Annotated in this window: 25 protein-coding genes and 1 riboswitch; of the genes, 7 read left to right on the top strand and 18 right to left on the bottom strand. The window is 71.3% G+C overall.

The annotated features are described in order from the left end of the window. The first annotated feature begins 317 nt into the window (after nucleotides 1-317). Nucleotides 318-590 (top strand): type II toxin-antitoxin system Phd/YefM family antitoxin, encoded by a 273-nt coding sequence (locus QC385_RS06340; RefSeq protein WP_102911240.1) that lies wholly within the window; start codon nucleotides 318-320, stop codon nucleotides 588-590. Then, complete coding sequence (locus QC385_RS06335) at nucleotides 587-856, top strand: type II toxin-antitoxin system RelE family toxin (RefSeq protein ID WP_184910386.1); 270 nt, start codon at nucleotides 587-589, stop codon at nucleotides 854-856. The genes QC385_RS06340 and QC385_RS06335 overlap by 4 nt, the downstream gene beginning before the upstream one ends. 4 nt (nucleotides 857-860) lie before the next feature. On the opposite strand, the gene QC385_RS06330 is transcribed toward QC385_RS06335, so the two are convergent. From QC385_RS06330 to QC385_RS06270, 13 genes are all read right to left on the bottom strand, one after another. Continuing rightward, entirely contained in the window at nucleotides 861-1,802 is a 942-nt protein-coding gene (locus QC385_RS06330) for a Ppx/GppA phosphatase family protein (RefSeq protein ID WP_279540265.1), read from the bottom strand. Beyond that, a complete protein-coding gene (locus tag QC385_RS06325) occupies nucleotides 1,799-2,329 on the bottom strand; it encodes a DUF501 domain-containing protein (protein WP_193504694.1) in 531 nt (176 codons plus the stop codon). The genes QC385_RS06330 and QC385_RS06325 overlap by 4 nt, the downstream gene beginning before the upstream one ends. A gap of 45 nt (nucleotides 2,330-2,374) precedes the next feature. After that, entirely contained in the window at nucleotides 2,375-2,851 is a 477-nt protein-coding gene (locus tag QC385_RS06320; RefSeq protein ID WP_279540264.1) for an FtsB family cell division protein, read from the bottom strand. A 104-nt stretch (nucleotides 2,852-2,955) separates the two neighbouring features. Continuing rightward, entirely contained in the window at nucleotides 2,956-4,236 is a 1,281-nt protein-coding gene (gene eno / locus QC385_RS06315; RefSeq protein WP_059424418.1) for a phosphopyruvate hydratase, read from the bottom strand. Nucleotides 4,237-4,501: 265 nt separating this feature from the next. After that, the gene (locus QC385_RS06310; RefSeq protein ID WP_279540263.1) at nucleotides 4,502-5,182 is read right to left on the bottom strand and encodes a transglycosylase family protein; all 681 of its coding nucleotides are present in this window, start codon (nucleotides 5,180-5,182) and stop codon (nucleotides 4,502-4,504) included. 4 nt (nucleotides 5,183-5,186) lie between these two features. Then, nucleotides 5,187-5,365, bottom strand: a riboswitch (cyclic di-AMP (ydaO/yuaA leader). 228 nt (nucleotides 5,366-5,593) lie between these two features. Continuing rightward, a complete protein-coding gene (locus QC385_RS06305) occupies nucleotides 5,594-6,565 on the bottom strand; it encodes a LysM peptidoglycan-binding domain-containing protein (protein WP_279540262.1) in 972 nt (323 codons plus the stop codon). Nucleotides 6,566-6,711: 146 nt separating this feature from the next. Then, nucleotides 6,712-7,992, bottom strand: a complete 1,281-nt coding sequence (locus tag QC385_RS06300; protein WP_279540261.1) for a cytochrome P450 family protein — start codon at nucleotides 7,990-7,992, stop codon at nucleotides 6,712-6,714. A 126-nt stretch (nucleotides 7,993-8,118) separates the two neighbouring features. After that, nucleotides 8,119-9,135 (bottom strand): nucleoside triphosphate pyrophosphohydrolase, encoded by a 1,017-nt coding sequence (locus tag QC385_RS06295; protein ID WP_279540260.1) that lies wholly within the window; start codon nucleotides 9,133-9,135, stop codon nucleotides 8,119-8,121. A gap of 131 nt (nucleotides 9,136-9,266) precedes the next feature. Further along, nucleotides 9,267-9,914 (bottom strand): SurA N-terminal domain-containing protein, encoded by a 648-nt coding sequence (locus QC385_RS06290; RefSeq protein ID WP_279540259.1) that lies wholly within the window; start codon nucleotides 9,912-9,914, stop codon nucleotides 9,267-9,269. Nucleotides 9,915-10,116: 202 nt separating this feature from the next. Continuing rightward, nucleotides 10,117-10,857: a hypothetical protein gene (locus QC385_RS06285; protein WP_279540258.1), complete on the bottom strand. Its 741-nt coding sequence runs from the start codon at nucleotides 10,855-10,857 to the stop codon at nucleotides 10,117-10,119. Next, nucleotides 10,854-11,804: an ATP-binding cassette domain-containing protein gene (locus QC385_RS06280; protein ID WP_279540257.1), complete on the bottom strand. Its 951-nt coding sequence runs from the start codon at nucleotides 11,802-11,804 to the stop codon at nucleotides 10,854-10,856. Before QC385_RS06280 ends, QC385_RS06285 begins: the two co-directional genes overlap by 4 nt. 15 nt (nucleotides 11,805-11,819) lie before the next feature. Further along, entirely contained in the window at nucleotides 11,820-12,119 is a 300-nt protein-coding gene (locus QC385_RS06275) for a hypothetical protein (protein ID WP_279540256.1), read from the bottom strand. A gap of 270 nt (nucleotides 12,120-12,389) precedes the next feature. Further along, the gene (locus tag QC385_RS06270) at nucleotides 12,390-12,839 is read right to left on the bottom strand and encodes a hypothetical protein (protein ID WP_279540255.1); all 450 of its coding nucleotides are present in this window, start codon (nucleotides 12,837-12,839) and stop codon (nucleotides 12,390-12,392) included. A 413-nt stretch (nucleotides 12,840-13,252) separates the two neighbouring features. Here QC385_RS06270 and QC385_RS06265 point away from each other — a divergent pair, with 413 nt between their 5' ends. Continuing rightward, nucleotides 13,253-13,993: an AfsR/SARP family transcriptional regulator gene (locus QC385_RS06265; protein WP_279540254.1), complete on the top strand. Its 741-nt coding sequence runs from the start codon at nucleotides 13,253-13,255 to the stop codon at nucleotides 13,991-13,993. A 79-nt stretch (nucleotides 13,994-14,072) separates the two neighbouring features. On the opposite strand, the gene QC385_RS06260 is transcribed toward QC385_RS06265, so the two are convergent. The 3 genes from QC385_RS06260 to QC385_RS06250 all read right to left on the bottom strand — a co-directional run bounded on the left by QC385_RS06260 (nucleotide 14,073) and on the right by QC385_RS06250 (nucleotide 16,994). After that, nucleotides 14,073-14,816: an N-acetyltransferase gene (locus tag QC385_RS06260; protein ID WP_279540253.1), complete on the bottom strand. Its 744-nt coding sequence runs from the start codon at nucleotides 14,814-14,816 to the stop codon at nucleotides 14,073-14,075. A gap of 40 nt (nucleotides 14,817-14,856) precedes the next feature. Continuing rightward, on the bottom strand, nucleotides 14,857-16,098 hold the full coding sequence (locus QC385_RS06255; RefSeq protein ID WP_279540252.1) for an MFS transporter: 1,242 nt from the start codon (nucleotides 16,096-16,098) through the stop codon (nucleotides 14,857-14,859). Nucleotides 16,099-16,223: 125 nt separating this feature from the next. Further along, a complete protein-coding gene (locus QC385_RS06250) occupies nucleotides 16,224-16,994 on the bottom strand; it encodes an HNH endonuclease family protein (protein WP_279540251.1) in 771 nt (256 codons plus the stop codon). Between the two features lie 161 nt (nucleotides 16,995-17,155). On the opposite strand from QC385_RS06250, the gene QC385_RS06245 reads away from it, so the two are divergent. Then, on the top strand, nucleotides 17,156-17,341 hold the full coding sequence (locus tag QC385_RS06245; protein ID WP_279540250.1) for an antitoxin: 186 nt from the start codon (nucleotides 17,156-17,158) through the stop codon (nucleotides 17,339-17,341). Nucleotides 17,342-17,487: 146 nt separating this feature from the next. Here QC385_RS06245 and QC385_RS06240 read toward each other — a convergent pair whose 3' ends face one another. After that, entirely contained in the window at nucleotides 17,488-18,402 is a 915-nt protein-coding gene (locus tag QC385_RS06240; RefSeq protein WP_279540249.1) for an SCO6745 family protein, read from the bottom strand. 144 nt (nucleotides 18,403-18,546) lie between these two features. On the opposite strand from QC385_RS06240, the gene QC385_RS06235 reads away from it, so the two are divergent. The 3 genes from QC385_RS06235 to QC385_RS06225 all read left to right on the top strand — a co-directional run bounded on the left by QC385_RS06235 (nucleotide 18,547) and on the right by QC385_RS06225 (nucleotide 20,458). Then, nucleotides 18,547-19,149: a TetR/AcrR family transcriptional regulator gene (locus QC385_RS06235; RefSeq protein WP_279540248.1), complete on the top strand. Its 603-nt coding sequence runs from the start codon at nucleotides 18,547-18,549 to the stop codon at nucleotides 19,147-19,149. An 89-nt stretch (nucleotides 19,150-19,238) separates the two neighbouring features. Continuing rightward, the gene (locus tag QC385_RS06230; RefSeq protein ID WP_279540247.1) at nucleotides 19,239-20,060 is read left to right on the top strand and encodes an SDR family NAD(P)-dependent oxidoreductase; all 822 of its coding nucleotides are present in this window, start codon (nucleotides 19,239-19,241) and stop codon (nucleotides 20,058-20,060) included. 26 nt (nucleotides 20,061-20,086) lie between these two features. Then, the gene (locus tag QC385_RS06225) at nucleotides 20,087-20,458 is read left to right on the top strand and encodes a MerR family transcriptional regulator (RefSeq protein WP_279540363.1); all 372 of its coding nucleotides are present in this window, start codon (nucleotides 20,087-20,089) and stop codon (nucleotides 20,456-20,458) included. A gap of 24 nt (nucleotides 20,459-20,482) precedes the next feature. Here the strand turns inward: QC385_RS06225 and mfd are convergent, their stop codons facing one another. Next, entirely contained in the window at nucleotides 20,483-24,016 is a 3,534-nt protein-coding gene (gene mfd / locus QC385_RS06220) for a transcription-repair coupling factor (protein WP_279540246.1), read from the bottom strand. Nucleotides 24,017-24,043: the final 27 nt, after the last annotated feature.

The following is a 24,043-nucleotide window of genomic DNA, read 5'->3' as shown; positions in this document are numbered from 1 at the left end:
CGCCCATACCATGCTTCTGAACACGTTCAAAGGGCCATCAGGCCCCCAGAAGGGTCAACGCGGCCCTTCTCGTCGCCCTGGAGTGCCGAATTCCTTGTGAAGAACTTCACGAACTTTTCCGGGGGCCTGGCCCCGAGGGGCGCACACGCGCCCCTCGGACCCGCTCAAACGTGATCCTTGCCTGCTCAGAAGCGGCCTGGAGCCTGTCCTGGGCGACGGACCACACGATGCCGTCGAGGATTTCCCATGAACGCGTCTCCCGTACGAGGCGACGTCCACACCTGGCTGGTGTACACGGAAATGCGTACACTACTTTCATGGCTGATAACACCGTGACCGTCAGGGAAGCACGCGCACACCTCGCGGAACACATCAACCGCGCCGAGGAAGGCACTCCGACCGTTATAACGCGCAACGGCGCCCCAGTAGCCGCGGTCGTGCCTATCAGCGACTTCGAAGCGCTGGAGGAGGCGGCCGACGTGATGCTGGCCCGGGAGGCGGAAGCAGTTCTGGCCGACGGCGGGCCCACCGTTTCCATGGCCGAGCTGCTGGCGGACCTGTTCAGCGAGCGCGGTGAAGGCGCCGCGTGAAGTACGCCTTCCGGTTCACTACCGCTGCACAGCGGCAGCTTCGGGCCATCAGCCGGCACGATGCCATGCGCATCCTGACCGCGTTGACCGCGCTCGGCGACGATCCGTACCGCGAGGACGCCGATGTCAAGAAGCTCACCGGCCCGTCCGGGCTCTACCGGCTCAGGGTCGGCAGCTACAGGGTCGCCTACCAGATCAACGATGGTGAGCTCGTCATCCTCGTCGTCAAGGTAGGCGACCGGCGGGACGTGTACCGCAACCTGTAGGCGGTCAGGCCAAGGACCAGCCGATGCCGTCAAGGATGTCGTGCTCGCTGACCACGACCTCCTCCGCGCCGATCCGCTCCATGATCGACAGCAGTACGAGGGCCCCCGCCCCGATCACGTCCACCCGGCCCGGGTGCATGGAGGGCACGGCCGCGCGCTCGGCGTGCGTGGAGCGCAGCAGCCAGTCGGTGATCTCGCGGACCTTCTCGCGGGAGACGCGGGAGTGGTGGATGGCGGCCGGGTCGTACTCGGGCAGCTCCTGGGCGATCGCCGACACGGTCGTCACGGATCCGGCCAGGCCGACCAGCGTGCGGGCCTCGCGCAGCGGGACCGTCTCCTCGGCGAGGTCGAGGGCGGCGTCGATGTCCGCCCGCATCGCCGCGATCTGCTCCTCGGACGGCGGGTCGGTCACGGCCCCGTCCCGGACCAGGTGACGCTCGGTCATGCGGACACAGCCGATGTCCACCGAGCGTGCCGCACGGACGTGGTCGTCACCGACGACGAACTCGGTCGAACCGCCGCCGATGTCCACCACGAGGTAGGGCTTGGCCAGATGGTCGCGCCCGGCGAGCTCCTTGGTGGCGCCGGTGAAGGAGAACTCGGCCTCCTGGTCCCCGGAGATCACCTCGGGCTCGACGCCCAGGATGTCCAGCACGCCGCGCACGAACTCGTCCAGGTTCTCGGCGTCCCGGGAGGCGGAGGTCGCCACGAACCGCAGTCGCTCCGCGCCGTGCTCCTTGATGGTCCCGGCGTACTCGCGGCAGGCCGCGAAGGTCCGCTGGAGCGCCTCGGGGGCGAGCCGGCCGGTGCGGTCGACGCCCTGCCCGAGCCGCACGATGGTCATCCGGCGGTCCAGGTCGACCAGTTCGCCGGTGGCAGGGTCGGCGTCGGCGACCAGGAGCCGGATGGAGTTCGTACCGCAGTCCACGGCGGCGACACGGGTCACTGGGCGTCCTCCTCGGCATCGGTCACGCACGGGCCCTTGAGCCACCACTCCGGCAGCATCCCGATCGCCTCGTCCCCGAGCGGGTTCACCCCGGGCCCCGCGGCCAGCGAGTGCGCCACGAGCACGTGCAGGCACTTCACCCGGTCCGGCATGCCGCCCGCGCTCGGGAAGTTCTTCAGCTCCTCGATCTCGTCACGGCGCCTGATGTAGTCCTCGTGCGCCGCTCGGTACGCCGCCGCCAGCTCCGGGTCCGAGGCCAGCCGCTCGGTCATCTCCTTCATCACGCCGTTCGCCTCCAGCGTGCCGATCGCCGAGGCGGCGCGCGGGCACGTCAGGTAGTACAGCGTGGGGAACGGCGTGCCGTCCGGCAGCCGCGGGGCCGTCTCGACGACGTCGGGCTGCCCGCACGGGCACCGGTGCGCGATCGCGCGCAGGCCGCGCGGGGGCCGGCCGAGCTGCTGCTTGAAGGCCTCGACGTCCGCGTCGGTGGGCTCGGTGCGCGGAGTGGTCGGCGGGGGCGTTTCCATGACTGTGTTCAGGCTGTCTTTCTCTGGGTGTTCTCTCGGGTCACTTCACTGGTCGGAGGCGTCGGCCTTGTCGACCCCGTCCCAGACGTTCGAGTACCAGGGGCGGTCGGCCGCCCCGAGGTCGGCGCGCGACTGCCGCGCCGCGTGCGGGTCGACGACGATGAACCCCGTCTCCCCCGGCATGACGTAGTGCAACCGCTTCCGGATCTGCTGCTCGGCGTACGCGTCGTCCTGCCAGCGCGCCTTCTGGTCGCGCAGCCGTTCGACGCGCTGCCGGGCCTGCTGCTGTTCGCGCTGGAGGTCGTCGATCTCGGCGCGCTGCGAGACGTACTCCCGCATCGGGTAGGCCAGGGCCACGATCAGCGAGCACATCACCAGGGCGAGCAGCGCGGCCCGGCCGGTCAGCCGGGAGCGCCGGGCCTGGCGCTTGGTCTGGGAGCGGTAGACCCGGGCCGCGGTCTGCTCGCCGAGCAGCCGGATCCTGGTCGCGGTGGAGAACCGGTCCCGGTCCTTCACGGCCATGTCTGTCCGCCTCCCGCTCCACCGTCATACGCGCGTACGTCCCCGGACACGGTACGGGACCGGGCACGGGGACGTACGTACGACGCTGCTACTTGCGGGCCAGGTCAGCCCTTGAAGCGCGGGAACGCGCTGCGGCCGGCGTACACCGCCGCGTCGTCGAGGATCTCCTCGATGCGCAGGAGCTGGTTGTACTTGGCGACGCGCTCGGAGCGGGCCGGAGCGCCGGTCTTGATCTGGCCGCAGTTGGTGGCGACGGCGAGGTCGGCGATGGTGACGTCCTCGGTCTCGCCGGAGCGGTGGGACATCATGCACTTGAAGCCGTTGCGCTGGGCCAGCTCCACGGCGTCCAGGGTCTCGGTCAGCGAACCGATCTGATTGACCTTGACCAGCAGGGCGTTGGCCGCGCCCTCCTCGATGCCGCGGGCGAGGCGCTCGGGGTTGGTGACGAACAGGTCGTCGCCGACGAGCTGGACCTTGTCACCGAGCTTGTCGGTGATGGTCTTCCAGCCCTCCCAGTCGTCCTCGAACAGCGGGTCCTCGATGGAGACGAGCGGGTACGCGTCGACGAGCTCCGCGTAGTACTCGGTCATCTCGGCGGCCGAGCGGTCCTTGCCCTCGAAGGTGTAGACGCCGTCCTTGTAGAACTCGGACGCGGCGACGTCGAGGGCCAGGGCGATCTGCTCGCCGGGGGTGTAGCCGGCCTCGTTGATCGCCTCGAGGATGAGGTCGAGGGCCTCGCGGTTGGAGCCGAGGTTCGGGGCGAAGCCGCCCTCGTCGCCGAGGCCGGTGGCCAGGCCCTTCGACTTCAGGACCTTCTTCAGCGTGTGGTAGACCTCGGCGCCCCAGCGCAGGGCCTCGGAGAAGGACTCCGCGCCGATCGGGGCGATCATGAACTCCTGGATGTCCACGTTGGAGTCGGCGTGCGAGCCGCCGTTCAGGATGTTCATCATCGGCACCGGCAGCAGGTGCGCGTTCGGGCCGCCCAGGTAGCGGAACAGCGGAAGGTCGCTGGCCTCGGAGGCGGCGTGGGCGACGGCGAGGGAGACGCCGAGGATGGCGTTGGCGCCGAGGGAGCCCTTGTTGTCGGTGGCGTCCAGGTCGAACATGGCCTGGTCGATCAGGCGCTGCTCGGTGGCGTCGTAGCCGACCAGCTCCGGGCCGATCTGCTCGATGACCGCGAGGACGGCCTTCTCCACACCCTTGCCGAGGTAGCGGTTCGAGTCGCCGTCGCGCAGCTCGATGGCCTCGAAGGCGCCCGTGGAGGCGCCGGACGGGACGGCGGCACGACCGGTGCTGCCGTCGTCGAGGCCGACCTCGACCTCGACCGTGGGGTTGCCTCGGGAGTCCAGGATTTCCCGGGCTACGACGACGTCGATGGACGGCACGAGCATCTCCTTCTTCATGTGACGCGGGTACGCGGGCCGCGGGGGCCCGGCGAGGCGCGGGCCGCGGTGGCTCGCGACATGAGCCTAACCGGCTCCGGGCGATCGGCCACCGGGTCGCCCACCCCATGGACAGAACCGAGAGTAAATTGTTTCCGAACGGAACAAAGCCGGATCGCAAAGACCGGCAGAAAAAACCCCGCCCCGGCGCGCACGGGGGATGACGCGCCGGGGCGGGGAGCCCGTGGGGACGGGGGTGGGCCGCTGCTTACTTCAGGTGCAGCTGCTGGCCCGGGTAGATCAGGTTGGCGTCCGTGATGATGTCCTTGTTCAGCTCGAACAGCTTCTCCCAGCCGCCCTCGACCTTCTGCTCGGTCGCGATGGAGCTGAGGGTGTCGCCCTTGACGACCTTGTACTCGCCGTCGCCCTTCTTGACCTTCTTGCCGGTCGGGGTGGTGACGGTCTTCTGGGTCTTCTGGGTCTGGGCCGGGCGCTCGTCGGAGCGGGAGGCCGGCTGCTGCTCGGTCTGGCGGGTCTCGGTGGAGCCGCTGCTCTGCTCGGAGCCGCCGCTGTAGCCGGCGCTCGACAGGCCCTTGCCGCAGACCGGCCAGGCACCCTTGCCCTGGCCCGCGAGGACCTTCTCGGCGATCTCGATCTGCTGGGACTTGGTGGCCTGGTCGGCGGTGGAGGCGTACTTGGTGCCGCCGTAGCCGGACCAGGTGGAGGCGGAGAACTGCAGACCGCCGTAGTAGCCGTTGCCGGTGTTGATCGACCAGTTGCCGCCGGACTCGCACTGGGCGACGGCGTCCCACTCGGAGGCGGTGGCGGCGGAGGCGTTGCCGGCCGCCATCAGCGGGGCGGCGACGGCGGCACCGGTGACACCGGCGATGGCGATGACCCGAGAGGCCTTGGACGGACGGCGGTGCGTGCCCTTGCCGGAAAACAGCATGGAGAGATCCCCTCACCGACGCCTACGAGGTGAGCTGTCGGGTTCGGGCCGGTTGAGTTGCCCGGCCGCGTCCCTCCCGGGACGCGGCTTCACCCCAAGCCGGACCTGCCGTCGAGTTGCCTCAACCGCCGGGCCCGGCACTTACCTTGGGTCCCCCGCTCCTGCCTACGGCGCTTGACGCGACGACTGTTCCCGTGCGGCCGCTGGCAGGATTCGGCGTTGCGGCAGCCGGGGCTCGTGGTGACGAGCGGTCATGACCGTAGACATGCGATCCGCGGAATTTCAAAGACGATCAGGGCTTCTGAGATCTATCTCTCACCGGGCTTATACGGGACATTCGGTACGAACGGTGGCGTGAACTCGCACGGTTTAGGGGTGACTTCCGCCGCCGTTTCCGTACTGCCCCACCAGCTACTCGTCGCCCGCTTCGACCCGTACCGTGAGCTTCTGACCGGGGCGGATGAGGTTCGGGTCGACGCCGACGGCCACCTCGTTGCCGACGTAGAGCGCGCGCCATCCGCCGCTGAGGTCAAGGGAGTCGGCGATGGACCAGAGGCTGTCGCCGGGACGGACGACGTAGGGGCCGTCCGTCGCCTCGCGCGAGGCTTCGTCGCCGCGCGAGGCGTGGCGGCCCGCGACCCCGGACGGACGGCCGTCCTCAGCCGCGGTGTCCTCGTCGGCACTGGGGCCTCGATGGCGGCCGGAGCCGGTGTCGGTGAGGGCCGAAGAGTCGTCGTTCTGTGGCGACTTGTCAGACTTGTCACTCTCGGGACCGGCCGAGGGGGAGCTGTCGGAGTCCTGGTCCTGCGACTGGTCCCGCGGCTGCTCCTGCGTCGAGGAATCGGCGGAATCGGACGACTTGTCGGACTTGGCGGTTTCGTCCTCCGAGGTCGACGGCGCGTCAGGGGACGGCGACGCGGACGGAGAAGACGAAGGAGACGACTCGGAGGAGTCGAGCAGTCCGGGCGAGTCCGTCGGAGCGGACGAGCCGGACGTGTCCGAGTCCTTGTCCTGCTGGAGACCCGAGAGCAGCCCGCAGGTGCGCCACGCGCCGACCCCCTGGTCGGCGAGGATTCTCTCGGCCACGGCTATCTGCTGGGAACGGCTGGCCAGGTCGGCACTCGGGGCGTAGTCGAGGCCGCCGTGGTTCTCCCAGTCCTCCTGGGACAACTGGAGGCCGCCGAAGTACCCGTTGCCGGTGTTCTGGCTCCAGGCGCCGCCGGTCTCGCAGTCTGCGACCCGGTCCCAGGTCGTGCCGTCGGCCGCGCTGGCGCCGGAGGCTCCGAGGAGCGGAATCGCGATGGCGGAGCCGGTCACTCCGGCCGCGACGAGGAGAGCCGGAGCCTGGCGGGGGCGACGGTGCCGACCGTTCCCGGAGAGCATACGGAGACCTTTCGCGAGACAGCAGTGACCGGCGCGGCGCAGGGTCCCCCGGCCGCGCTGATGATGGGTGAACGTATCGGCAGACGATCACTTGTCACAAGTTCATGCCGCACAGATCACGTGAAGATCACATTCCTGACGGCGTGTCACCTTGGGGCCGGCGTGAACTCCACCGGCAGGGTGCGCAGCCCGCGCATGATGAGGCCGCCGCGCCATCTCAGCTCGGCCGGATCCGCGGCGAGCCGCAGGTCCGGGAGGCGGGTGAGGAGCGTGGCGAGCGCGGTCTGGCCCTCCAGGCGGGCGAGCGGGGCGCCGAGGCAGTAGTGGATGCCGTGGCCGTAACCGAGGTGCTGGTTGTCGCGGCGGGCGAGGTCGAGCACGTCCGGATCGGCGAACCGCTCCGGATCCCGGTCCGCGGCGGCCAGGACGACGAGGACCGGGTCACCGGGCGCGATCCGCTGCCCGCCGATGGTGAGCGGCTGGGTGGCGAACCGCCAGGTGGCGAGTTCGACGGGCCCGTCGTAGCGCAGGAGCTCCTCGACGCCGGTCTCCAGGAGGCCGGTCTCCCCGGCGGCGAGGGACGCCTGGAGCCGCGCGCGCTGCTCGGGGTGGGTGAGCAGGGCGTAGGTGCCGTTGCCGATCAGGTTCACGGTCGTCTCGAAGCCGGCGAACAGCAGGATGAAGGCCATGGCAGCGGCCTCGTTCTCGGTGAGGTGCTCACCGTGGTCGGAGGCGCGGATGAGACCGGAGATGAGGTCCTCGCCGGGGGCGGGCTCGGTGGGCAGCGCCTCCCGCTTGCGGTGGATGAGGTCGGCGAGGTAGCCGCGCATCTTCTTCACGGACCGCGCCACGCCGCCCCTGGGCCCGCCCTGGTGACGGATCATCATCCCCGCCCAGTCGCGGAAGTCGTCCTGGTCTTCGCGGGGGACGCCGAGCAGGTCGCAGATGGCGTAGATGGGGAGCGGGAACGCGAACTCGTGGATGAGGTCGGCGGACCCCTTCCGCGCGAACCCGTCGATGAGCCCGTCCGTGAGCTCCTGCACCCGCGGCGCGAACTCGGCGACCCGTCGGGGCGTGAACGCCTTGGACACGAGCCGCCGCAGCCGGGTGTGGTCCGGCGGGTCGATGTTGAGCAGATGCGTCATCAGCTCGGCCTTGCGCTCGCCGGGGATGCCGGTCTTGCCCTTGGCGTGCGCGGGTTCGGCGTGATGCGCGGGGTTCTTGGAGAGCCGGTGGTCGGCGAGCGTCTGCTTGGCGTCGGCGTACCGCGTGACCAGCCAGGCCTCCACGCCGCTGGGCAGCTTGGTGCGGTGCACGGGGGCGTGCTCGCGGAGCCAGGCGTAGGCGGGGTAGGGATTGCTCGCGAACTCCCAGGTGAAGAGGTCGGGAGCGGCGGCCGGGGTGCTGGGCTGGGGCTGGTCGGTCACCCCCCGACGGTATCCGGCTCCCCGCCCCCTCCCCTCCCTCGGCCGGTCCCCCAGCCGCCCTCCGCCTCCCTGCCCTCGGCCCGGCCCGGCCGTCCTCCGCCTCCTGTGCCCTGCCCCGGGCCGGTTTCAGCCCTGCTCCGCCTCCCTGATCGCGTCCCGGTAGGCGCGGGCCGCCGCTCTCAGGGCCGCCTCCGGGTCCACACCCTCCGACTCCGCGCGGACCGCCAGGGCCAGCAGCTCGTAACCGATGCCCTCGACGGGCGGGAGCGGTATGTCCAGGTGCGCCGTGCGGGCCCGGGACGCCAGCTTGGCGGCGAGGGCCAGGCCGGGCTGGCCGAGGGGGATGCCCTCGGTGATCGAGGTGCGCTGCTTCTCGACCGCCTTGGTGCGCAGCCAGTGCGCCTTGACCTCCTCCGGCGTGGTGGCCGTCTCGTCGCCGAAGACATGCGGGTGGCGGTGGATCAGCTTGGCGACGATGCCGGCGGCGACGTCGTCGACGGAGAAGGGGCTCTCCAGGTCGTCCTCGGCGATCCGGGCGTGGAAGACGACCTGGAGGAGGACGTCACCGAGCTCCTCGCGCAGTTCGTCGCGGTCGCCCTCCTCGATCGCCTCGACGAGTTCGTACGCCTCCTCGATGCCGTACTTGGCCAGGCCCTTGTGGGTCTGCTGGGACGACCACGGGCACTCGGCGCGGATGCGGTCCATGACCTGGACGAGATCGAGCAGGCGGGCGCCCGGCAGGTCGTAGGAGGCGGGAAGCAGCTCCAGCTCCGGCATGGCGACGCGGCCCGTGCCGGCGAGGCGGGCCAGGCCGTCCGTCAGGGCCGGCTCGCCCTCGCCCGTCGCCACGACCACCACCGTGCGGCCGCCGGCGCAGGCGTCGAGCAGCTCCTGGGCCGTCGGGGACGCCTCGTCGACGGCTATCCCCGCCTCCCGCAGATACGGCAACTGCGGGTGCGCGCCGTCCGCGCACAGCACCTGGTCGGCCGCGTGCAGTGCCTGCCAGGCGGGCCAGGACAGCAGGCCGGGGGCGACGCGGTGGCTGGTGGTGAGCAGGACGATGCGGCCGGGGGCGGCGGTGTCGGCCGTGCCGGGGGCGGCCTGCTCGGGTCGCGGGGTGGCTTCGGGGCTGTTGGCGTTCACGATTCGAAGCTATCCCACGCCGCCGACAGCCCCCGAAGTTATCCACAGGCCCCGGTTTTCGCATGCCCCGGTTTCCACAGGCCCCGGTTTCCGAAGGCCCCGTGCCCGGGGTGCCCCCGCAGGCTCCGCTGCTACATGCTCGGCTGCGCCTGGGCCGCCGACACGTCCCGCACCCACGGCGTCTTCGCGTCGGCCCGGCTGCTCTTCTGGACGTCCCAGGAGCCGTAGCGCGGGTTGAGGTCGACGTTCAGGTCCTTGGAGGCCTCGGACAGGGCCTTCCAGAACTCGGGACGGTTGGTGTCGGTGCCGAGTTTCTCGGCGAGCTTCTGGGCCTCCAGCTGGAGGCGGAGGTTCTCTTCGAGGCGCTGCGGCGGGATGCCGTACTGCTGGAGCCAGGTCGTCTCCAGCTGCTCGGCGCCGCCGGCCTGCTCCTCCAGCCCGGACCGCATCTCCTGGATCTCCCTGCGGTTGACGGTCACACCGGCGTCCTCGGCGGCGCGGTGCAGCACCCGGTCGAGGATCATGGTCTGGAGGGTGTCGCGGGTGAGCGTGCCGGTCCCGGCGATGGCCTGCTGGTACTGGGCGTCGCTCCGCACGGCCGCCCGCTGGGCCGCGCGTACCTCGCCGACCCGTTCCTCCAGCTGGGAGACGGTGATCCGCTGGCCGCCCACCACGGCCGCCGCGCCGGGATGCGCGTCGTTGCCGCAGGCGGTGAGCAGGGGCGCCGCGGCGGCGATCGCGGCGGTGAGGACGAGCGCGGTGCGACGGCGGCGGTGCAAGGGGACCTCCCGAGGAGATTGTGCGACGGTGCACAAGGTCTTGCGGTGATCGATGGTAGGCAGTGGCCAAGCTCTGGCCAACCCATTCGACCAACGATTCACCGGGACTTCCGGCACCGCCGCGCGGACCGGGCCGGGAGGGGAGCCGCGTCCGGGGGGTGGGCGCGGCTCCCCTCCCGGGGTTTCCGGGTCTCCGGTGCGGTCAGGGTTCCCTGCGCTCCTGCAACCGGATCGCCGCCGTCAGCAGGCCGGCGGCGAGGACGGTGACGTAGATACCCGCCGCGTAGGGACCGCCGGGGAACGGCGTTCCGCCGGGCTGTCCCTGGAAGTCGCTGAGGGCGATGAAGGGCAGCCAGGCACCGATGTCGACGCGGAGCAGCCATTCGCCCGCGGCGCCCAGCGCCGGCTCGGCCACCAGGGACCACACCAGCACGACCGCCACGGTCGCGCCTCCGCTCTTGAGCAGCAGCCCGACCGCGAGACCGATCACCGCGGTGATCGCGAACGCCACGGGGACGGTGAGGAGCTGGCGCCAGTCGAGTCCGGAGTCCGGGGTGAGCCGCGCGGTGGGCTCCGCCAGCGCCGCCACGGCGAGGCCACCGGCCATGAGGACCGCCCCGGCGAGTGCGGCGAGCCCGGCGACGACCGCCGCCTTGCCCGCCAGCAGCCGGTACCAGGACGGCACGGCCAGACGGGAGGCCCAGATCGTGCCCGTGCGGAACTCCATGGTGGCCGAACGGGCGGCGAAGACCATGATGAGCAACTGGGCGAAGGCCGGTCCCGTCAGGACGTCGGCGATACCCGGCTCCTGTCCTTCCGCCGTCTCCCGCACCCCGAAGCCGCTCAGGGCCAGCGACACCGCGGCCGTGATGCCGAGGAACCACCACGTCGAGGCCAGCGACCGCAGCTTGTCGACTTCCGTGCGCAGTACGGCCGTGGTCATACCCGGCTCCCTTCCACCGGTTGCTGCACGGAGCCCCGGTACTCGACCGAATCGGCCGTGAGCTTGAGATAGGCGTCCTCGACCGTGCGGCGGCGCGGCGCCAGTTCGAACAGGACCAGTCCGGCCCGGGCCGCCGCCCTGCCGATGTCCTCGCTGCTCATCCCGGAGACGAGCAGCGCCTCGGCGCGCTCGGGTGCCTCGGCGACGGTCGCTCCGTGCTCCACGACCAGGTCGCGCAGCCGCTCGGGCTCCTCGGCCCGTACCAGCACCTCCTCGGTGGAGCTGAGGGAGGTGAGGTCCGTGACGGAGCCCTGGGTGATCAGTTTCCCGCGCCCGATCATCACCACGTCGCCCGCCAGCTGCGCCATCTCGGCGAGCAGATGGCTGGAGACGAAGACGGTGCGTCCCTCGGCCGCCAGTGCGCGCAGCAGTCCCCGCATCCAGGCGATGCCCTCGGGATCGAGGCCGTTGGCGGGTTCGTCGAGGACGAGGACGCCCGGGTCGCCCAGCAGTGCGCCCGCCAGCCCGAGGCGCTGCGCCATGCCGAGCGAGAACCCGCCGACCCGCTTGCCCGCCACGTCGGTGAGCCCGACCTGCGCGAGCACCTCGTCCACCCGCTGCACGGGGATCCGGTTGCTGCGGGCCAGCCAGGTCAGATGAGCGCGGGCGGAGCGCTTGGGGTGGGTCCAGCGGGCGTCCATCAACGCTCCGACGACCCTGAGGGGTTCGGGATGCTCGTGGTAGCCGCGCCCCCCGATGAGCGCGGTGCCGGCGTCGGGCCGCGTCAGGCCGAGCAGCATGCGCAGGGTGGTGGACTTGCCGGCCCCGTTCGGGCCGAGGAACCCCGTGACGGTTCCGGGGTTCACGGTGAAGGACAGGCCGTCGACGACGCGCTTCTTCGCATACGTCTTGGCCAGCCCCGACACTTCGATCGTCGCCTTGGTCATCTCTTCGAACCCGCCTCAGGCCACGATCAGTTGCTGCACCACGCCGAAGCTCGCGAGCAACAGGACGACGACGACCCAGACGACCTTGCCGGGCGCGAGTCCCCGGCGGACGGCCTTGACGCACTCGGCGAGTCCGATCAGCGCCGCCAGGAGCCCGATGCCGCCGATCACGGCCGCGGTGACGTACGCCCAGGTCTGGTCTCCCTGCCAGCGGAGCAGCAGCAGGGCCACTGCGAGCGGGACTACGGGCCAGGCGTCGCCGCGGACGGACTCCGGGGCTTCCTGCCGCCGTGCCGAGAAGGATCCGTTGCTCATGTCTTCCTTGGTTTTCCTCGAGGGCTTGTCAAAGGGTCGGGTGTCGGGAAGGGGTGTGCGGCCCGCGGAACCGGCTGGTTCCGCGGGCCGCACAGCCGGCCGGTGACCGGCCGGAACCCTGACCGGTGTTGACGGCCGAGCGGAGCCCCCGCTCCCGCGGCCGGCAAGGTCACCGAGAGCCGGACGGGAGTCCGGGCGCTGCGACGGTGGCTTCCCGACAAGCGTCCGAACGGGGAATCGCCCTGCTCGGTCCCTCGGTCAGCACGGTCGTCAGCTGACGAAGTCCTTCACGATGGTGTAGACCTCGTAGACCGTGTAGCCGACCTCGATCGCCTTGCGGACCAGCCACGGCACGTACTTCTCGTACGCCTTCTTGAACGCGTTGTAGCCGCTCTTGGCCGCGGCCTTCAGCTTGTTCCAGGCGGTCGAGCCGAGGCCCTTCAGCTTGCCGATGAGCCAGCTGATGCGGCCCTTGGCGGCGACGTCGCCCGTCTCCGCCGCGGCCGAGGCGGTGGCGGAGCCCGTGGCGGCGTTGGAGGAGGCGGCCGGCGTCGCGATCTTCACCTCGGCGGCCGAGGTGACCGCGCGGTGGGTGTCGACCGTCTGCACCTGGGCGACGGAGCGGGCCGGAGCCGGGGTCGCGGCGCTGGCGGCCGGCGCGCCGACACCGATGAGAGCACCGACGAGCACGGTGCTCGCGATGACGCGGTTCTTGTTCACGGAGTCCTCCATGAGTCAACTGGTAAGCCGTTCCGGCCGGTTGGCCAACGGCTCGCACAGGCTCACAAGGCCCCGTCTCCGCGCTCACCCTGTCGCGCCCCCTGACGATCTCGGACATGAGCACATCATGCAGCGTCGGTGTCTCCGGGGTGTCTCCGCGCTGTTCTCGGGCCAGGTCAGCGCATGCGGGCCCCTCGACGGCCGGACGCGCCGGGAAATCACTTTCGGTCACCGCTGTCCCACGACCGGTGGCCATATGGCTTGTTCCGTTCGGCGGCCCGGTGTTAACTGTCTGGCGCGTGATCCGCACAGCTGACCTCTGTCGCATCACGCGCGGCCCGGTACTTACGGGGACACGGGCCGGATACGGGGAAAAACAGGGGGAACCTTTGCCATACGTATCTCCGTTCGGAGTGGCCTCCACGCACCCGGACAAGAGCGAGACCGAACCCACCGTGCTGCTCCGTCTGCTGGGTGACGACGGCATCCACCTCGCAGAGCACGAATCCCACCGACTGCCGCCGCAGACCGCCGAACTGCTCGCCTATCTGGAACTGCGCGGCGGACGCAGGGCCCGAAGACCCGCCCTCGTCGGAGCGCTCTGGCCCGACCTGCCGGAGAGCGTCGGGCGGCGCAGGCTCAGCCGCCTGTTGTGGCGGACGAACCGGAGCCTCCCCTGGGAACTGACGTACACCGAAGGCGAGACGGTGCACCTCACCGACGCGCTGGCCAGCGACTGGAGGCTGGCGGAGGAGGCCCTGGAACGCGTCACCCGGCCCGGCGTACCGCCCCGCGCGCGGGACCTGGAGATGCTGCGGCAGCCGTTGATGTCCGACGTGCGGTCGGCATGGGCGGAGATGCACCAGGCCGGCTGGGACGAGCGCAGGTTCCACGCGCTGCGGGAGGCCGGTCACAGCCTGCTGGCCGGCGGTCTTCCCCACGAGGCGGCGGAGACGGCGACGTTCCTGGTGTCCTGGGAACCGCTCGACGAACCCAGCCATCTGCTGCTCATGCGGGCGTTCGTGGAGATCGGAGCACCCAGCAGGGCCGCCGAGCTCTTCCGGGACCTGCGGCGACGGCTGCGCAGAGAGCTGGGCGTCGAGCCCGCTCCCGAACTCGCCGCGCTGGCCGGCCAGCCGGCCTACGGGTCGTAGGGGAGCTCTGCGGCAGGGCCCACCGCGTCACGCGGCGCACCGCGTCACACGGCCGACCGCGTCACACCGTGTGACGCGGTCACAAGGGGTGCCGCATCCACACGTTGGGCTCGACGTACACCGCGTATCCGCGCTCGGGCTCGCAACGCACCGGCACCAGGGCGCCGGGCACCTCGATGTCGCCCTGGGTGTCGAAGGGCAGCCCCGTCCAGCGGCGCCAGTTGGCCAGTGAGGCGGACACCGTCATGGAGGCCGGTGCCACGCAGTCGATGGTGGCGCCGGCCCGGGCGTGGACCCGCAGCCACGGGTCCTGGGGCAGGCCGTCGGGGCGGACGCGGTGGGCGTACTCCTCGATGGGCGTGTGCGGTTCGAGATGCTTGGCGTTGGGGCGGACCGGGGCGACGACCTCCCGGAAGCCGCGCGCCCGGGCGTTGTCGCGCATGGCCGAGAGCATCAGCGCCGACAGGCCGCGGCCCTGGGCGTGCGGGGCGATCGAGACCGAGATCGCGCTGACCGTGTCGGGGCGGACCCCGCGACGCAGGTCGGAGAACGCCCACACCAGGACCGTGTCCCAGCCGTTCCCGGGCAGTTGGCCACGGCCCTCGGCGTTCAGGGCGAAGGGCACGCTGTAGGCGTTCGCGACGACCTCGCCCTGCTCGTCCTCGGCGAACAGGACGTACTCCGGGAGTTCGGCGGCGATCCGGGGAAAGTGCGCGGCGCCCACGAGGTCCTGGATCGTGAACTCGGGCCAGCTGTCCGCCATCCCGACGACCCGCTCCAGCATGTCCGGGCGGTCGGCGAGGCTCGATATCTTCGGCTGCATGCGATCACGGTAGGCATGAGGAGGCTCGGCCGGAACCGAATTACGACGTGGGGGCTCGGTCCGCCACTCGGGGTGTCCCGGCTCGGCGGGCGGCGATCACCATGACCACTGTGGACAACAGGGCGATGCCGGCACCGACGTAGAGCGGTGAGGTGTAGCCGAGGCCCGCGGTGATGGCCAGGCCTCCGAGCCAGGCGCCGAGGGCGTTGCCGACGTTGGACGCGGACACGTTGGCGCTGGCGGCCAGTGCCGCTCCGTGCGCGTAGTCGGTGACACGCGTGATCATCCCGGGCACACTGGCGAACCCGGTCACGCCCATCACGAACACCAGGACGACCGAGGCGGTCGCGCTGCCGGCCAGCAGCCCGAACAGGGCCAGGGTGAGGGTGAGTCCGGACAGCGCGAGGACCAGGGCACGGTCACGGTCGCGGTCGGCCGCGCGCCCGCCGACCAGGTTCCCGACGACCAGCCCCACGCCGTACACCATCAGCAGCCAGGCGACGTCCGCCTGGGCGAAGCCGCTGACCTCGGTGAAGGTGTAGGCGATGTAGCTGAAGGCGCCGAACATCCCGCCGTAGCCGAGCGCGGTGGCCGCCAGCGTCAGCCAGACCTGCCAGGACCGGAACGCCCGCACCTGCGCCCGCAGGCCGCTGGGAGGCGCTGGGCCCGACTCCCCTGTCTGTGCGGCCGAACGCCCATGGACGGGATCCGCTCCTGTTGCCGGCCGGGCCCGGCCCGCCCACGCGGGCACCAGCGCGGCGATTCCCGCCAGCGCCAGCACTCCGATCGCGGTGACCGCCCAGAACGCCGCCCTCCAGCCCCAGCGCTCGCCGACGAGCGCGCCGAACGGCACGCCCAGCACGTTCGCGACCGTCAGCCCGGCGAACATGACCGCCACGGCCTGGGACTTCTTCTCCGGCGCGACCAGACTGCGCGCGACCAGCGAACCGATACCGAAGAACGAACCGTGGCACAGAGCCGCGACGATCCGCCCGAGCATCATCACCGGGTAGTTCGGCGCGATGGCGGAGAGCAGGTTGCCGACGACGAACAACGCCACCAGCCCCAGCAGTACCTGCTTGCGGGGCAGCCGTGCCGTCGCCGCGGTCAGCGCGATCGCTCCCACGGCGACACTGAGCGCGTAGCCGGAGATCAGCCAGCCCGCGGCCGCCTCGGACACCATGAGACCGGACGCCACCTGCGGCAGCAGCCCCGCGATGAGGAACTCGGTCAGACCGATGCCGAAACCGCCGAGCGCCAGCGCGACGAGTCCGCTCGGCATCCGTCACTCTCCGATCGAGTCCCCGTCACCCGTCCAGTGGCATCACGAGTCACCCCAGCACATCGAGTCGGAGTTGGAAAGTGCTTTCTGTCCGAGCGGCAGCCGCACCGGCGGCCCGTACCGCTTCAGCCGCCGCACTGCTCCAGCATCATCCGCTTGTCCGCCGCCGTGACGGGAAGCTCGTACTTCAGCGACACCTGGGCGAACCGCACCGAATAGGCGCAGCGGATCCGCTTGTTCGGCGGCAGCCAGGACGCCGGACCGGAGTCGCCCTTGGAACTGTTGGTCCGCCCGTCCACCGGGACGAGGTTGAGCGGGTCGTTGGCGATGGCCTCCCGTTTGTCCTCCGTCCAGCGCGAGGCGCCCATCTGCCAGTCGTAGGACAGCGGCATGACGTGGTCTATCTGGACCTCCGTCGCGCGGGACTTGGTCCACTCGATGACCTTCCCGGTGTACGGGTCGTGCAACGTCAGTGCCATGACGACGCAGTCCGAGCCCGACCGGAAGCGGAGGTCCTCCCCGTCGCGTTTGAGGAGATCGTTGCGCGAGTCGCACCCGTTGCGCGCGAAGGGGACGTCGGCCGGTGCCGAGTCCATCCAGGCGTAGCCGAACTTGTCCCGTTCGTAGCCCGTCCTGGGCCCGCGTCCCTTCGTCTCCACCTTCTCGATGAGGGCACGGGCCCGCGCCTGGTCCTCGGTGGACGTGATCGCCGCCAGGCCCGGCTTCGTGCCGTCCGGGTTGTCCAGCGGGTTCACGGCTCGTCCGTCGCCGGCCGTGGGGACGCCGGAACCCGAGGGTCCACCGCCGTCCGATGGCTCGGCCAGGCCTTCACAGCCGGCCAGCACCGCGCACATCATCGCGACAGCCGGTGCCGCCCCGCCCCTCAGACGCCTCACTGTGCGCCCCTCCCCTGCTCGCCTGTTCCGCCACCGCACGGGCGGTCTGTGCCTCCCCCACCGTAGCGAGGGAGAGGTACAGACCACACCAGGCCTGAACGGGCATTCCTCGCATGCCACGCGTATCGTCGGTTCTGAGCCAACTCCGGAAGGAGCTCTGAATGGGCATCTTCGACAAGTTCAAGAGCCAGGCGCGGAACAAGGGCAAGCAAGGCTCCGACTCCGCGGAACAGAAGATGAACGAGAGGACCGGCGGCAAGCACGAGGACCAGATCGACGCCGGACAGCAGCGGGTCGAGGGACAGTTCGGCATGGACCGCGACCGCGAACGGCCCGACCAGCAGTAAGGCCTCCGAACCTCAGAGGCCGTCCGCGGAGAGGCAACAGGCAAACCAAGACGCGCCTCCTGCGGGCGGCTTCGCATGCCCGACAGCGCCTGAAGGGGACGGGGGTTGAGCCGGCGACCCGAGCGGGCCTTCACACCCCCGCCGGATCAGACCTTACCTATCCCCAGCGTCGTCTCCTGGGGCAGCAGTCCCGATGCCAGGACCGCGACCCAGTAGTCACCCAGCAGTCCGGCGAGACGGTCGACGCCATCCGGGCCGAGCAACTGCCAGGGCCCGGCGGCAAGTCGGTCAGTGTGCCGCTCCACTCGGTCACGCAGCGCGCGGCCCGCTTCCGTGGCTGCGCCGTCCGCGTCGACCAGGCCCTCGCAGGCCAGGCGGTCGCGTGCGGCAGCCCATTCCGCTGAACTCCACCCGCGGCTCTCGAAGCGCTCCACCGGCGCGGCGCCTATCGCGGCGAAGGAGACGAGCGCCTCCACCGGATCCAGACCGGCCACGAGCAGGGCCACGAGGTGGCCGTCGCCGCGGTGCTCGCGCAGGATCGTCGCCGCGTGCCACAACTGCAAGTGCGGGGCCGCGGGCCAGTCGAGCGCGGCGTTGGCCGCGGCGAGCGGGCGACCGGCCGGGTCCGCCGCCTCGGCCGCGCGCCGGGCGAGCGCGGCGGCTTCCGCCATCGCGGGGCTGTCCACCTGGTCGCCGAACAGGGCGCGGTAGGCCCGGTCGACCGCCCGCGTCCGCGCTTCGAGGACCGCTTCAGGGCTCGCGATCCTCCACGCGGGCTGGACATGCTCGGCGACCATGCGAGGACTGAAGCTGTAGAAGGCCGAGGCCACCCGCTCCGGGCCGGCCTCCCCCAACGGGGCGGCGCGGTAGGCGAAGTAGCTCGGCCAGCGCTCCCGGGTGCCGTACCCGAGGGCGGCCGCCTCCTCGAAGGCCTCCGGCGCGTAGTACAGCACCGCGTGCAAGGGCTCCAGCAGGTGCCACATCTGCCGCACGCGAGCCGGCTCCACGCCGCCGTCCCGCGTCACCGCGCCTCCGTCGATCTCGCTCACATGTTCCGGCATGACACACCTCCACACACTCGCGTCCGGTCCCGTCGCACTCGACCGCCGCGTCGCGTTCGGCCCAGGCACTCAACTTGACACTGACAAGATTGCTCCGGTGACCCCGAACTTGTCAATGCCTAGATGCGGCGTACGCTCCTGACCATGAGCTCCAGCAAGCCGTCAGCGAACGAGAAGGGCCCCAGCGGCCGCCCGTACCACCACGGCGACCTGCGCCGTGCCATCCTCACCGCCGCCCTCGACGCCATCGCGGCGGACGGTCCGTCCGGGCTGAGTCTGCGCGACCTGGCCCGCCGCGCAGGCGTCTCGCACGCCGCGCCCGCCCACCACTTCAAGGACCGCGCCGGACTGCTCACGGCGATCGCCGCCGAGGGCTTCGGGCTGCTCGCGACCACGCTCAGGGCGGCGGCGGACCTTCAGGAGGCGGGTGTGCGCTACGTGCGTTTCGCGCGTGAGCATCCGGCGCACTTCCAGGTGATGTTCGCGCCCGAACTGCTGCGCACCGGCGACCTGGAACTGACCACGGCGCGCGCCCTCGCCTCGGACGCCCTGCGCGAGGCCGTCACGGCGGTGCCCCCGGAGGGCCGCGGCACGGACGCCCGGCTCGCCGGCGTCGCCGCCTGGTCCCTCGCCCACGGCTTCGCCACGCTGCTGCTCAGTCACAACCTGGACGACCCGGTGGGCGGCCAGGACCCCGAGGAGGTGTTCCGCGAGCTGGCGGGGATGCTCTTCCGCCACGCCGGGTAGCCGTCGCTCGCCGCCCTGGTGCCGTACGGGCGTGACCTCGGCACTCGCGCTTGACCTTGACACTGACGTCAGGGTCCGACGATCCCCGCATGGCATCCCGATTCCCGTCCCCACCCCCGTCCCGGTATGCGAAGGACCTGCGAGAGATTCCGCGAGAGACCTTGCGAGAGACCTCGCGAACCGTGCTCGTCACCGGCGCCGGTACCGGCATCGGCCGTGCCACCGCCCACGCGTTCGCCGACGCGGGCGCGCACGTCGTGGCGGTGGGCCGCCGCGAGGTGCCGCTCGCCGAGACCGCCGCTCACGACCCGGCCCGCATCAGCCCGCTCGTCGCCGACATCACGGCCGACGAGGGCCCCGCGAGCGTCGTCCGTGCGGCACTCGACCGGCACGGTCGCATCGACGTGCTCGTGAACAACGCGGGCATCGTCAACACCCAGTCCCTGCGCACGTACACGCGTGCCGCCGCGGAGCACCAGCTCGCGACGAACCTCCTCGCTCCCGTCCTGCTCGTGCAGGCCGCGCTACCGGCCCTCGAGGACAGCCAGGGCGTGATCGTGAACGTGACGACGTCCGTCGGGCAGCGCGCCTGGCCGGGCAACTCCCTGTACGCGGCCGGGAAGGCGGCCCTGGAGGTGCTCACGCGCAGTTGGGCGGTCGAGTTCGCCCCGCTGGGGATCCGGGTCGCCGCCGTGGCCCCGGGAGCGATCGACACACCGATCGGCGAGCACTCGGGCCACACCCCCGAGCAGCAGGCCGCGATCCGCGCGTGGCAGCTCGCGCACACGCCGCTCGGCCGGGTCGGACGCCCCGAGGAGGTGGCATGGGCGATCACCCAACTGGCGTCCCCGCAGGCCTCGTTCGTCACCGGCGTGGTGCTTGCGGTGGACGGCGGCGCGGTCGTCGCATGAGACTGACGCGCATGGCGGAACCACGTATGCGGATCGGTGAACTCGCCGAGGCGACCGGCACGACGCCGCGTGCCCTGCGCCACTACGAGCAGGCGGGGCTCATCACCTCCGTACGCGCCGCGAACGGCTATCGCCTGTACGACGCCGGCACGGCCGTCCGCGTCCGCAACGTCCGCCGTCTGCTGGACGTGGGCCTGACGCTCGACGACGTACGGGTGTTCCTGCCGTGCCTGGACGGCGACGTCACGGCCGGGCCCGCCTCCGAGGAGGCGCTCCGGGTCGCCGCCGGCCGTCTCGCGGTGCTGGACGAGCGCATCGCCGCGCAGGTCGCGGTCCGCGACCGGCTGGCGGCGGCACTGCGTCAGGCCACCGGGGCGCACGTACGCCCGGTGGCCTGACGGAGTCTCGGCGGGCCCGGGCCGTCAGGAACCCAGGACCGACGTCAGGAACTCCCCGACCCACGCCAGCAGGTCCCGCCCGACCAGCGGCTTCCCGCCGACCTTCGCGGTCTTCGGGCGCGGCACCAGCACCTGGTGCGCGGCCGGCTTGATGACGACCCCGGGGTACAGCCGCTTGACCCGCAGCTCCTGCGACTCGCGCAACTCCACGGGCGCGAAGCGGATGTTGGTGCCCTGGAGCACGATCTCGCCGACGCCGCACGCCCGCGCGAGCATCCGCAGACCGGCCACGAGCAGCAGGTTCTCCACCGGCTCGGGCAGCTTGCCGTATCGGTCGACGAGTTCCTCGCGTACGGCCTTGACGTCCTCCTCCGTGTTGGCGGAGGCGATGGCCCGGTACGCCTGGAGCCTGAGCCGCTCGCCCGGCGCGTAGTCGTGCGGGACGTGCGCGTCGACGGGCAGCTCGATCTTGACCTCGAGCGGCGGCTCCTCCTCGATCTCGCCGGTCTCCAGCTGACGGCGGTAGTCGGCGACGGCCTCGCCGACCATCCGTACGTACAGGTCGAAGCCGACGCCCGCGATGTGGCCGGACTGCTCGCCGCCGAGCAGGTTGCCCGCGCCGCGGATCTCCAGGTCCTTCATCGCGACGTACATGCCGGCGCCCATCTCCGTGTGCTGGGCGATGGTCGCGAGCCGCTCGTGCGCGGTCTCGGTCAGCGGCTTCTCGGGCGGGTAGAGGAAGTACGCGTATCCGCGCTCGCGGCCACGGCCCACCCGGCCGCGCAGCTGGTGCAGCTGGGACAGGCCGAAGGTGTCGCCGCGCTCCACGATGAGGGTGTTGGCGTTGGAGATGTCGATGCCGGATTCCACGATGGTCGTGGACACCAGCACGTCGAACTTCTTCTCCCAGAAGTCGACGACGACCTGTTCCAGCGCCTGCTCGGACATCTGGCCGTGGGCGGTGGCGATGCGCGCCTCGGGGACGATCTCGCGCAGCCGGGCGGCGGCCCGGTCGATCGACTCGACGCGGTTGTGGATGTAGAAGACCTGGCCCTCGCGCAGCAGCTCGCGGCGGATGGCGGCGCCGATCTGCTTCTCCTCGTAGGGGCCGACGAAGGTCAGCACCGGGTGCCGTTCCTCCGGAGGCGTCGTGATCGTGGACATCTCGCGGATGCCGGTCACCGCCATCTCCAGCGTCCTGGGGATCGGGGTGGCGGACATGGTCAGCACGTCGACGTTGGCGCGGAGCTTCTTCAGCTGCTCCTTGTGCTCGACGCCGAAGCGCTGTTCCTCGTCGACGATGACCAGGCCCAGGTCCTTGAACTTGGTCTCCGACGAGAACAGGCGGTGGGTGCCGATGACGATGTCCACCGAGCCCTCGCGCAGGCCTTCCAGGACGGCCTTGGCCTCGGTGTCGGTCTGGAAGCGGGACAGCGCCTTCACGTTCACCGGGAACTGCGCGTACCGCTCGCTGAACGTCCCGAAGTGCTGCTGCACGAGCAGGGTCGTGGGCACCAGGACGGCGACCTGCTTGCCGTCCTGGACGGCCTTGAAGGCGGCCCGGACCGCGATCTCGGTCTTGCCGTAGCCGACGTCGCCGCAGATCAGGCGGTCCATCGGGACCGACTTCTCCATGTCCTCCTTGACCTCGGCGATGGTGGTGAGCTGGTCGGGCGTCTCCGCGTAGGGGAAGGCGTCCTCCAGTTCGCGCTGCCAGGGGGTGTCCGACCCGAAGGCGTGGCCGGGGGCCGCCATGCGGGCGCTGTAGAGCTTGATCAGGTCGGCCGCGATCTCCTTGACGGCCTTCTTCGCGCGTGCCTTCGTCTTCGTCCAGTCGGCGCCGCCGAGGCGGTGCAGGGTGGGGGCCTCGCCGCCGACGTACTTGGTGATCTGCTCCAGCTGGTCGGTGGGGATGTAGAGGCGGTCGCCGGGCTGGCCGCGCTTGGCGGGCGCGTACTCGACGACCAGGTACTCGCGGGTCGCGCCCTGCACGGTGCGCTGCACCATCTCGATGTAGCGGCCGACGCCGTGCTGCTCGTGGACGATGTAGTCGCCCGGCTCCAGGGTGAGCGGGTCGATGGTCTTGCGGCGGCGGGCGGGCATCCGGGCGCCGTCGCGGCCCGCCGCCCGCTGGCCCGTCAGGTCCGTCTCGGTCAGGACGGCGAGTCTGAGGGCCGGGTCGACGAAGCCGTGCTCGATCGAGCCGCACGCCACGTGCACGACCGACGGGGAGATCTCGGCGAGGTCGGCGTCCAGTCGGGCGGCGATGCCCTCGCCGCCCAGCACCTCGACCGTACGGGCCGCCGGGCCGTGCGCCTCCGTGACGAACACCGCGCGCCAGCCGTCGGCGAGCCAGCCCTTGGTGTCGGCGAGGGCCTTGGCCGTGTCGCCGCGGTAGGTCTCCGGGGCGTGCATGCCGAGCTTCAGCGTGTCCGCGTCGAGCTCTTCGTCCGCGGCGAACGGCGACACCGACCACCACATCATGTCCAGCTCGCGGGCCCGGTCCCGGACGTCGGCGATGGACCACAGGGAGGCCGCGCCGACGTCGATGGGCGCCTCTCCGCCGCCGGCGGTGGCCGCCCAGGAGGCCTGGAGGAACTCCTGCGACGTGGCCACCAGGTCCGACGCGCGCGTGCGGACCCGCTCCGGGTCGCACACGACGGCCATGGCTCCCTTGGGCAGCACGTCGAGCAGCAGCTCCATGTCGTCGACCAGGACCGGCGCGAGGGACTCCATGCCCTCCACCGCGATCCCCTCGGCGATCTTGCCGAGCAGTTCACCGAGCTCGGGGTGCTCCTCGGCGAGGGCACGCGCCCGCGCGCGGACGTCCTCGGTGAGCAGCAGCTCGCGGCACGGCGGCGCCCACAGGCCGTGCTCGGCGACTTCCAGGGAGCGCTGGTCGGCGACCTTGAAGTAGCGGATCTCCTCGACGTCGTCGCCCCAGAACTCGACGCGCAGGGGGTGTTCCTCGGTGGGCGGGAACACGTCAAGGATGCCGCCGCGGACGGCGAACTCGCCGCGCTTCTCCACGAGCTCCACGCGCGCGTACGCGGCGGCCGCGAGGGCCTCGACGATGTCGCCGAGGTCGGCGCTCTGACCCGTCCTCAAGGCGACCGGCTCCAGGTCGCCGAGGCCCTTGACCTGCGGCTGGAGCACCGATCGGACGGGCGCGACGACGACGGAGACCGGGCCGGTCTCGGGGTCGTCGGGGCGGGGGTGGGACAGGCGGCGCAGCACGGCCAGGCGGCGGCCGACGGTGTCGCTGCGGGGGCTGAGCCGCTCGTGCGGGAGCGTCTCCCACGCCGGGTACTCCACGATCCCCTCCGGTGGGAGGAGGGAGCGCAGGGCCGCGGCCAGGTCCTCCGCCTCGCGGCCCGTCGCCGTCACCGCCAGCACCGGGCGGCCCGTGTCGCGGGCCAGGGCGGCGACCGCGAAGGGGCGGGCCGCGGGAGGGCCGACCAGGTCGACGTGCATGCGGTTGCCGTCTGCGGCCGCGTTGATCGCTTCTGCGAGGGCGGCGTCCTTACTTACGGCGTCGAGCAGACCGTGCAGACTCATTCGGGGTGTTTTCCGTCCAGGGTGGGC

Source organism: Streptomyces sp. DH10, from assembly GCF_029813805.1.
Classification (GTDB): domain Bacteria; phylum Actinomycetota; class Actinomycetes; order Streptomycetales; family Streptomycetaceae; genus Streptomyces; species Streptomyces coeruleofuscus.
The sequence above is the reverse complement of the archived record's forward strand: the minus strand, read 5'-3'. Positions and strand labels throughout refer to the sequence as shown.

Excerpts from the sequence above, each read along its gene's own strand:
- QC385_RS06225 (WP_279540363.1), top strand. The coding sequence starts at position 20,087 with ATGCGGATCGGTGAACTCGCCGAGGCGACCGGCACGACGCCGCGTGCC.
- mfd (WP_279540246.1), bottom strand. The coding sequence starts at position 24,016 with ATGAGTCTGCACGGTCTGCTCGACGCCGTAAGTAAGGACGCCGCCCTC.
- QC385_RS06340 (WP_102911240.1), top strand. The coding sequence starts at position 318 with ATGGCTGATAACACCGTGACCGTCAGGGAAGCACGCGCACACCTCGCG.
- QC385_RS06245 (WP_279540250.1), top strand. The coding sequence starts at position 17,156 with ATGGGCATCTTCGACAAGTTCAAGAGCCAGGCGCGGAACAAGGGCAAG.
- QC385_RS06310 (WP_279540263.1), bottom strand. The coding sequence starts at position 5,182 with ATGCTGTTTTCCGGCAAGGGCACGCACCGCCGTCCGTCCAAGGCCTCT.
- QC385_RS06275 (WP_279540256.1), bottom strand. The coding sequence starts at position 12,119 with ATGAGCAACGGATCCTTCTCGGCACGGCGGCAGGAAGCCCCGGAGTCC.
- QC385_RS06305 (WP_279540262.1), bottom strand. The coding sequence starts at position 6,565 with ATGCTCTCCGGGAACGGTCGGCACCGTCGCCCCCGCCAGGCTCCGGCT.
- QC385_RS06285 (WP_279540258.1), bottom strand. The coding sequence starts at position 10,857 with ATGACCACGGCCGTACTGCGCACGGAAGTCGACAAGCTGCGGTCGCTG.
- QC385_RS06325 (WP_193504694.1), bottom strand. The coding sequence starts at position 2,329 with ATGGAAACGCCCCCGCCGACCACTCCGCGCACCGAGCCCACCGACGCG.
- QC385_RS06235 (WP_279540248.1), top strand. The coding sequence starts at position 18,547 with ATGAGCTCCAGCAAGCCGTCAGCGAACGAGAAGGGCCCCAGCGGCCGC.
- QC385_RS06260 (WP_279540253.1), bottom strand. The coding sequence starts at position 14,816 with ATGCAGCCGAAGATATCGAGCCTCGCCGACCGCCCGGACATGCTGGAG.
- QC385_RS06320 (WP_279540264.1), bottom strand. The coding sequence starts at position 2,851 with ATGGCCGTGAAGGACCGGGACCGGTTCTCCACCGCGACCAGGATCCGG.
- QC385_RS06255 (WP_279540252.1), bottom strand. The coding sequence starts at position 16,098 with ATGCCGAGCGGACTCGTCGCGCTGGCGCTCGGCGGTTTCGGCATCGGT.
- QC385_RS06280 (WP_279540257.1), bottom strand. The coding sequence starts at position 11,804 with ATGACCAAGGCGACGATCGAAGTGTCGGGGCTGGCCAAGACGTATGCG.
- QC385_RS06240 (WP_279540249.1), bottom strand. The coding sequence starts at position 18,402 with ATGCCGGAACATGTGAGCGAGATCGACGGAGGCGCGGTGACGCGGGAC.
- QC385_RS06230 (WP_279540247.1), top strand. The coding sequence starts at position 19,239 with ATGGCATCCCGATTCCCGTCCCCACCCCCGTCCCGGTATGCGAAGGAC.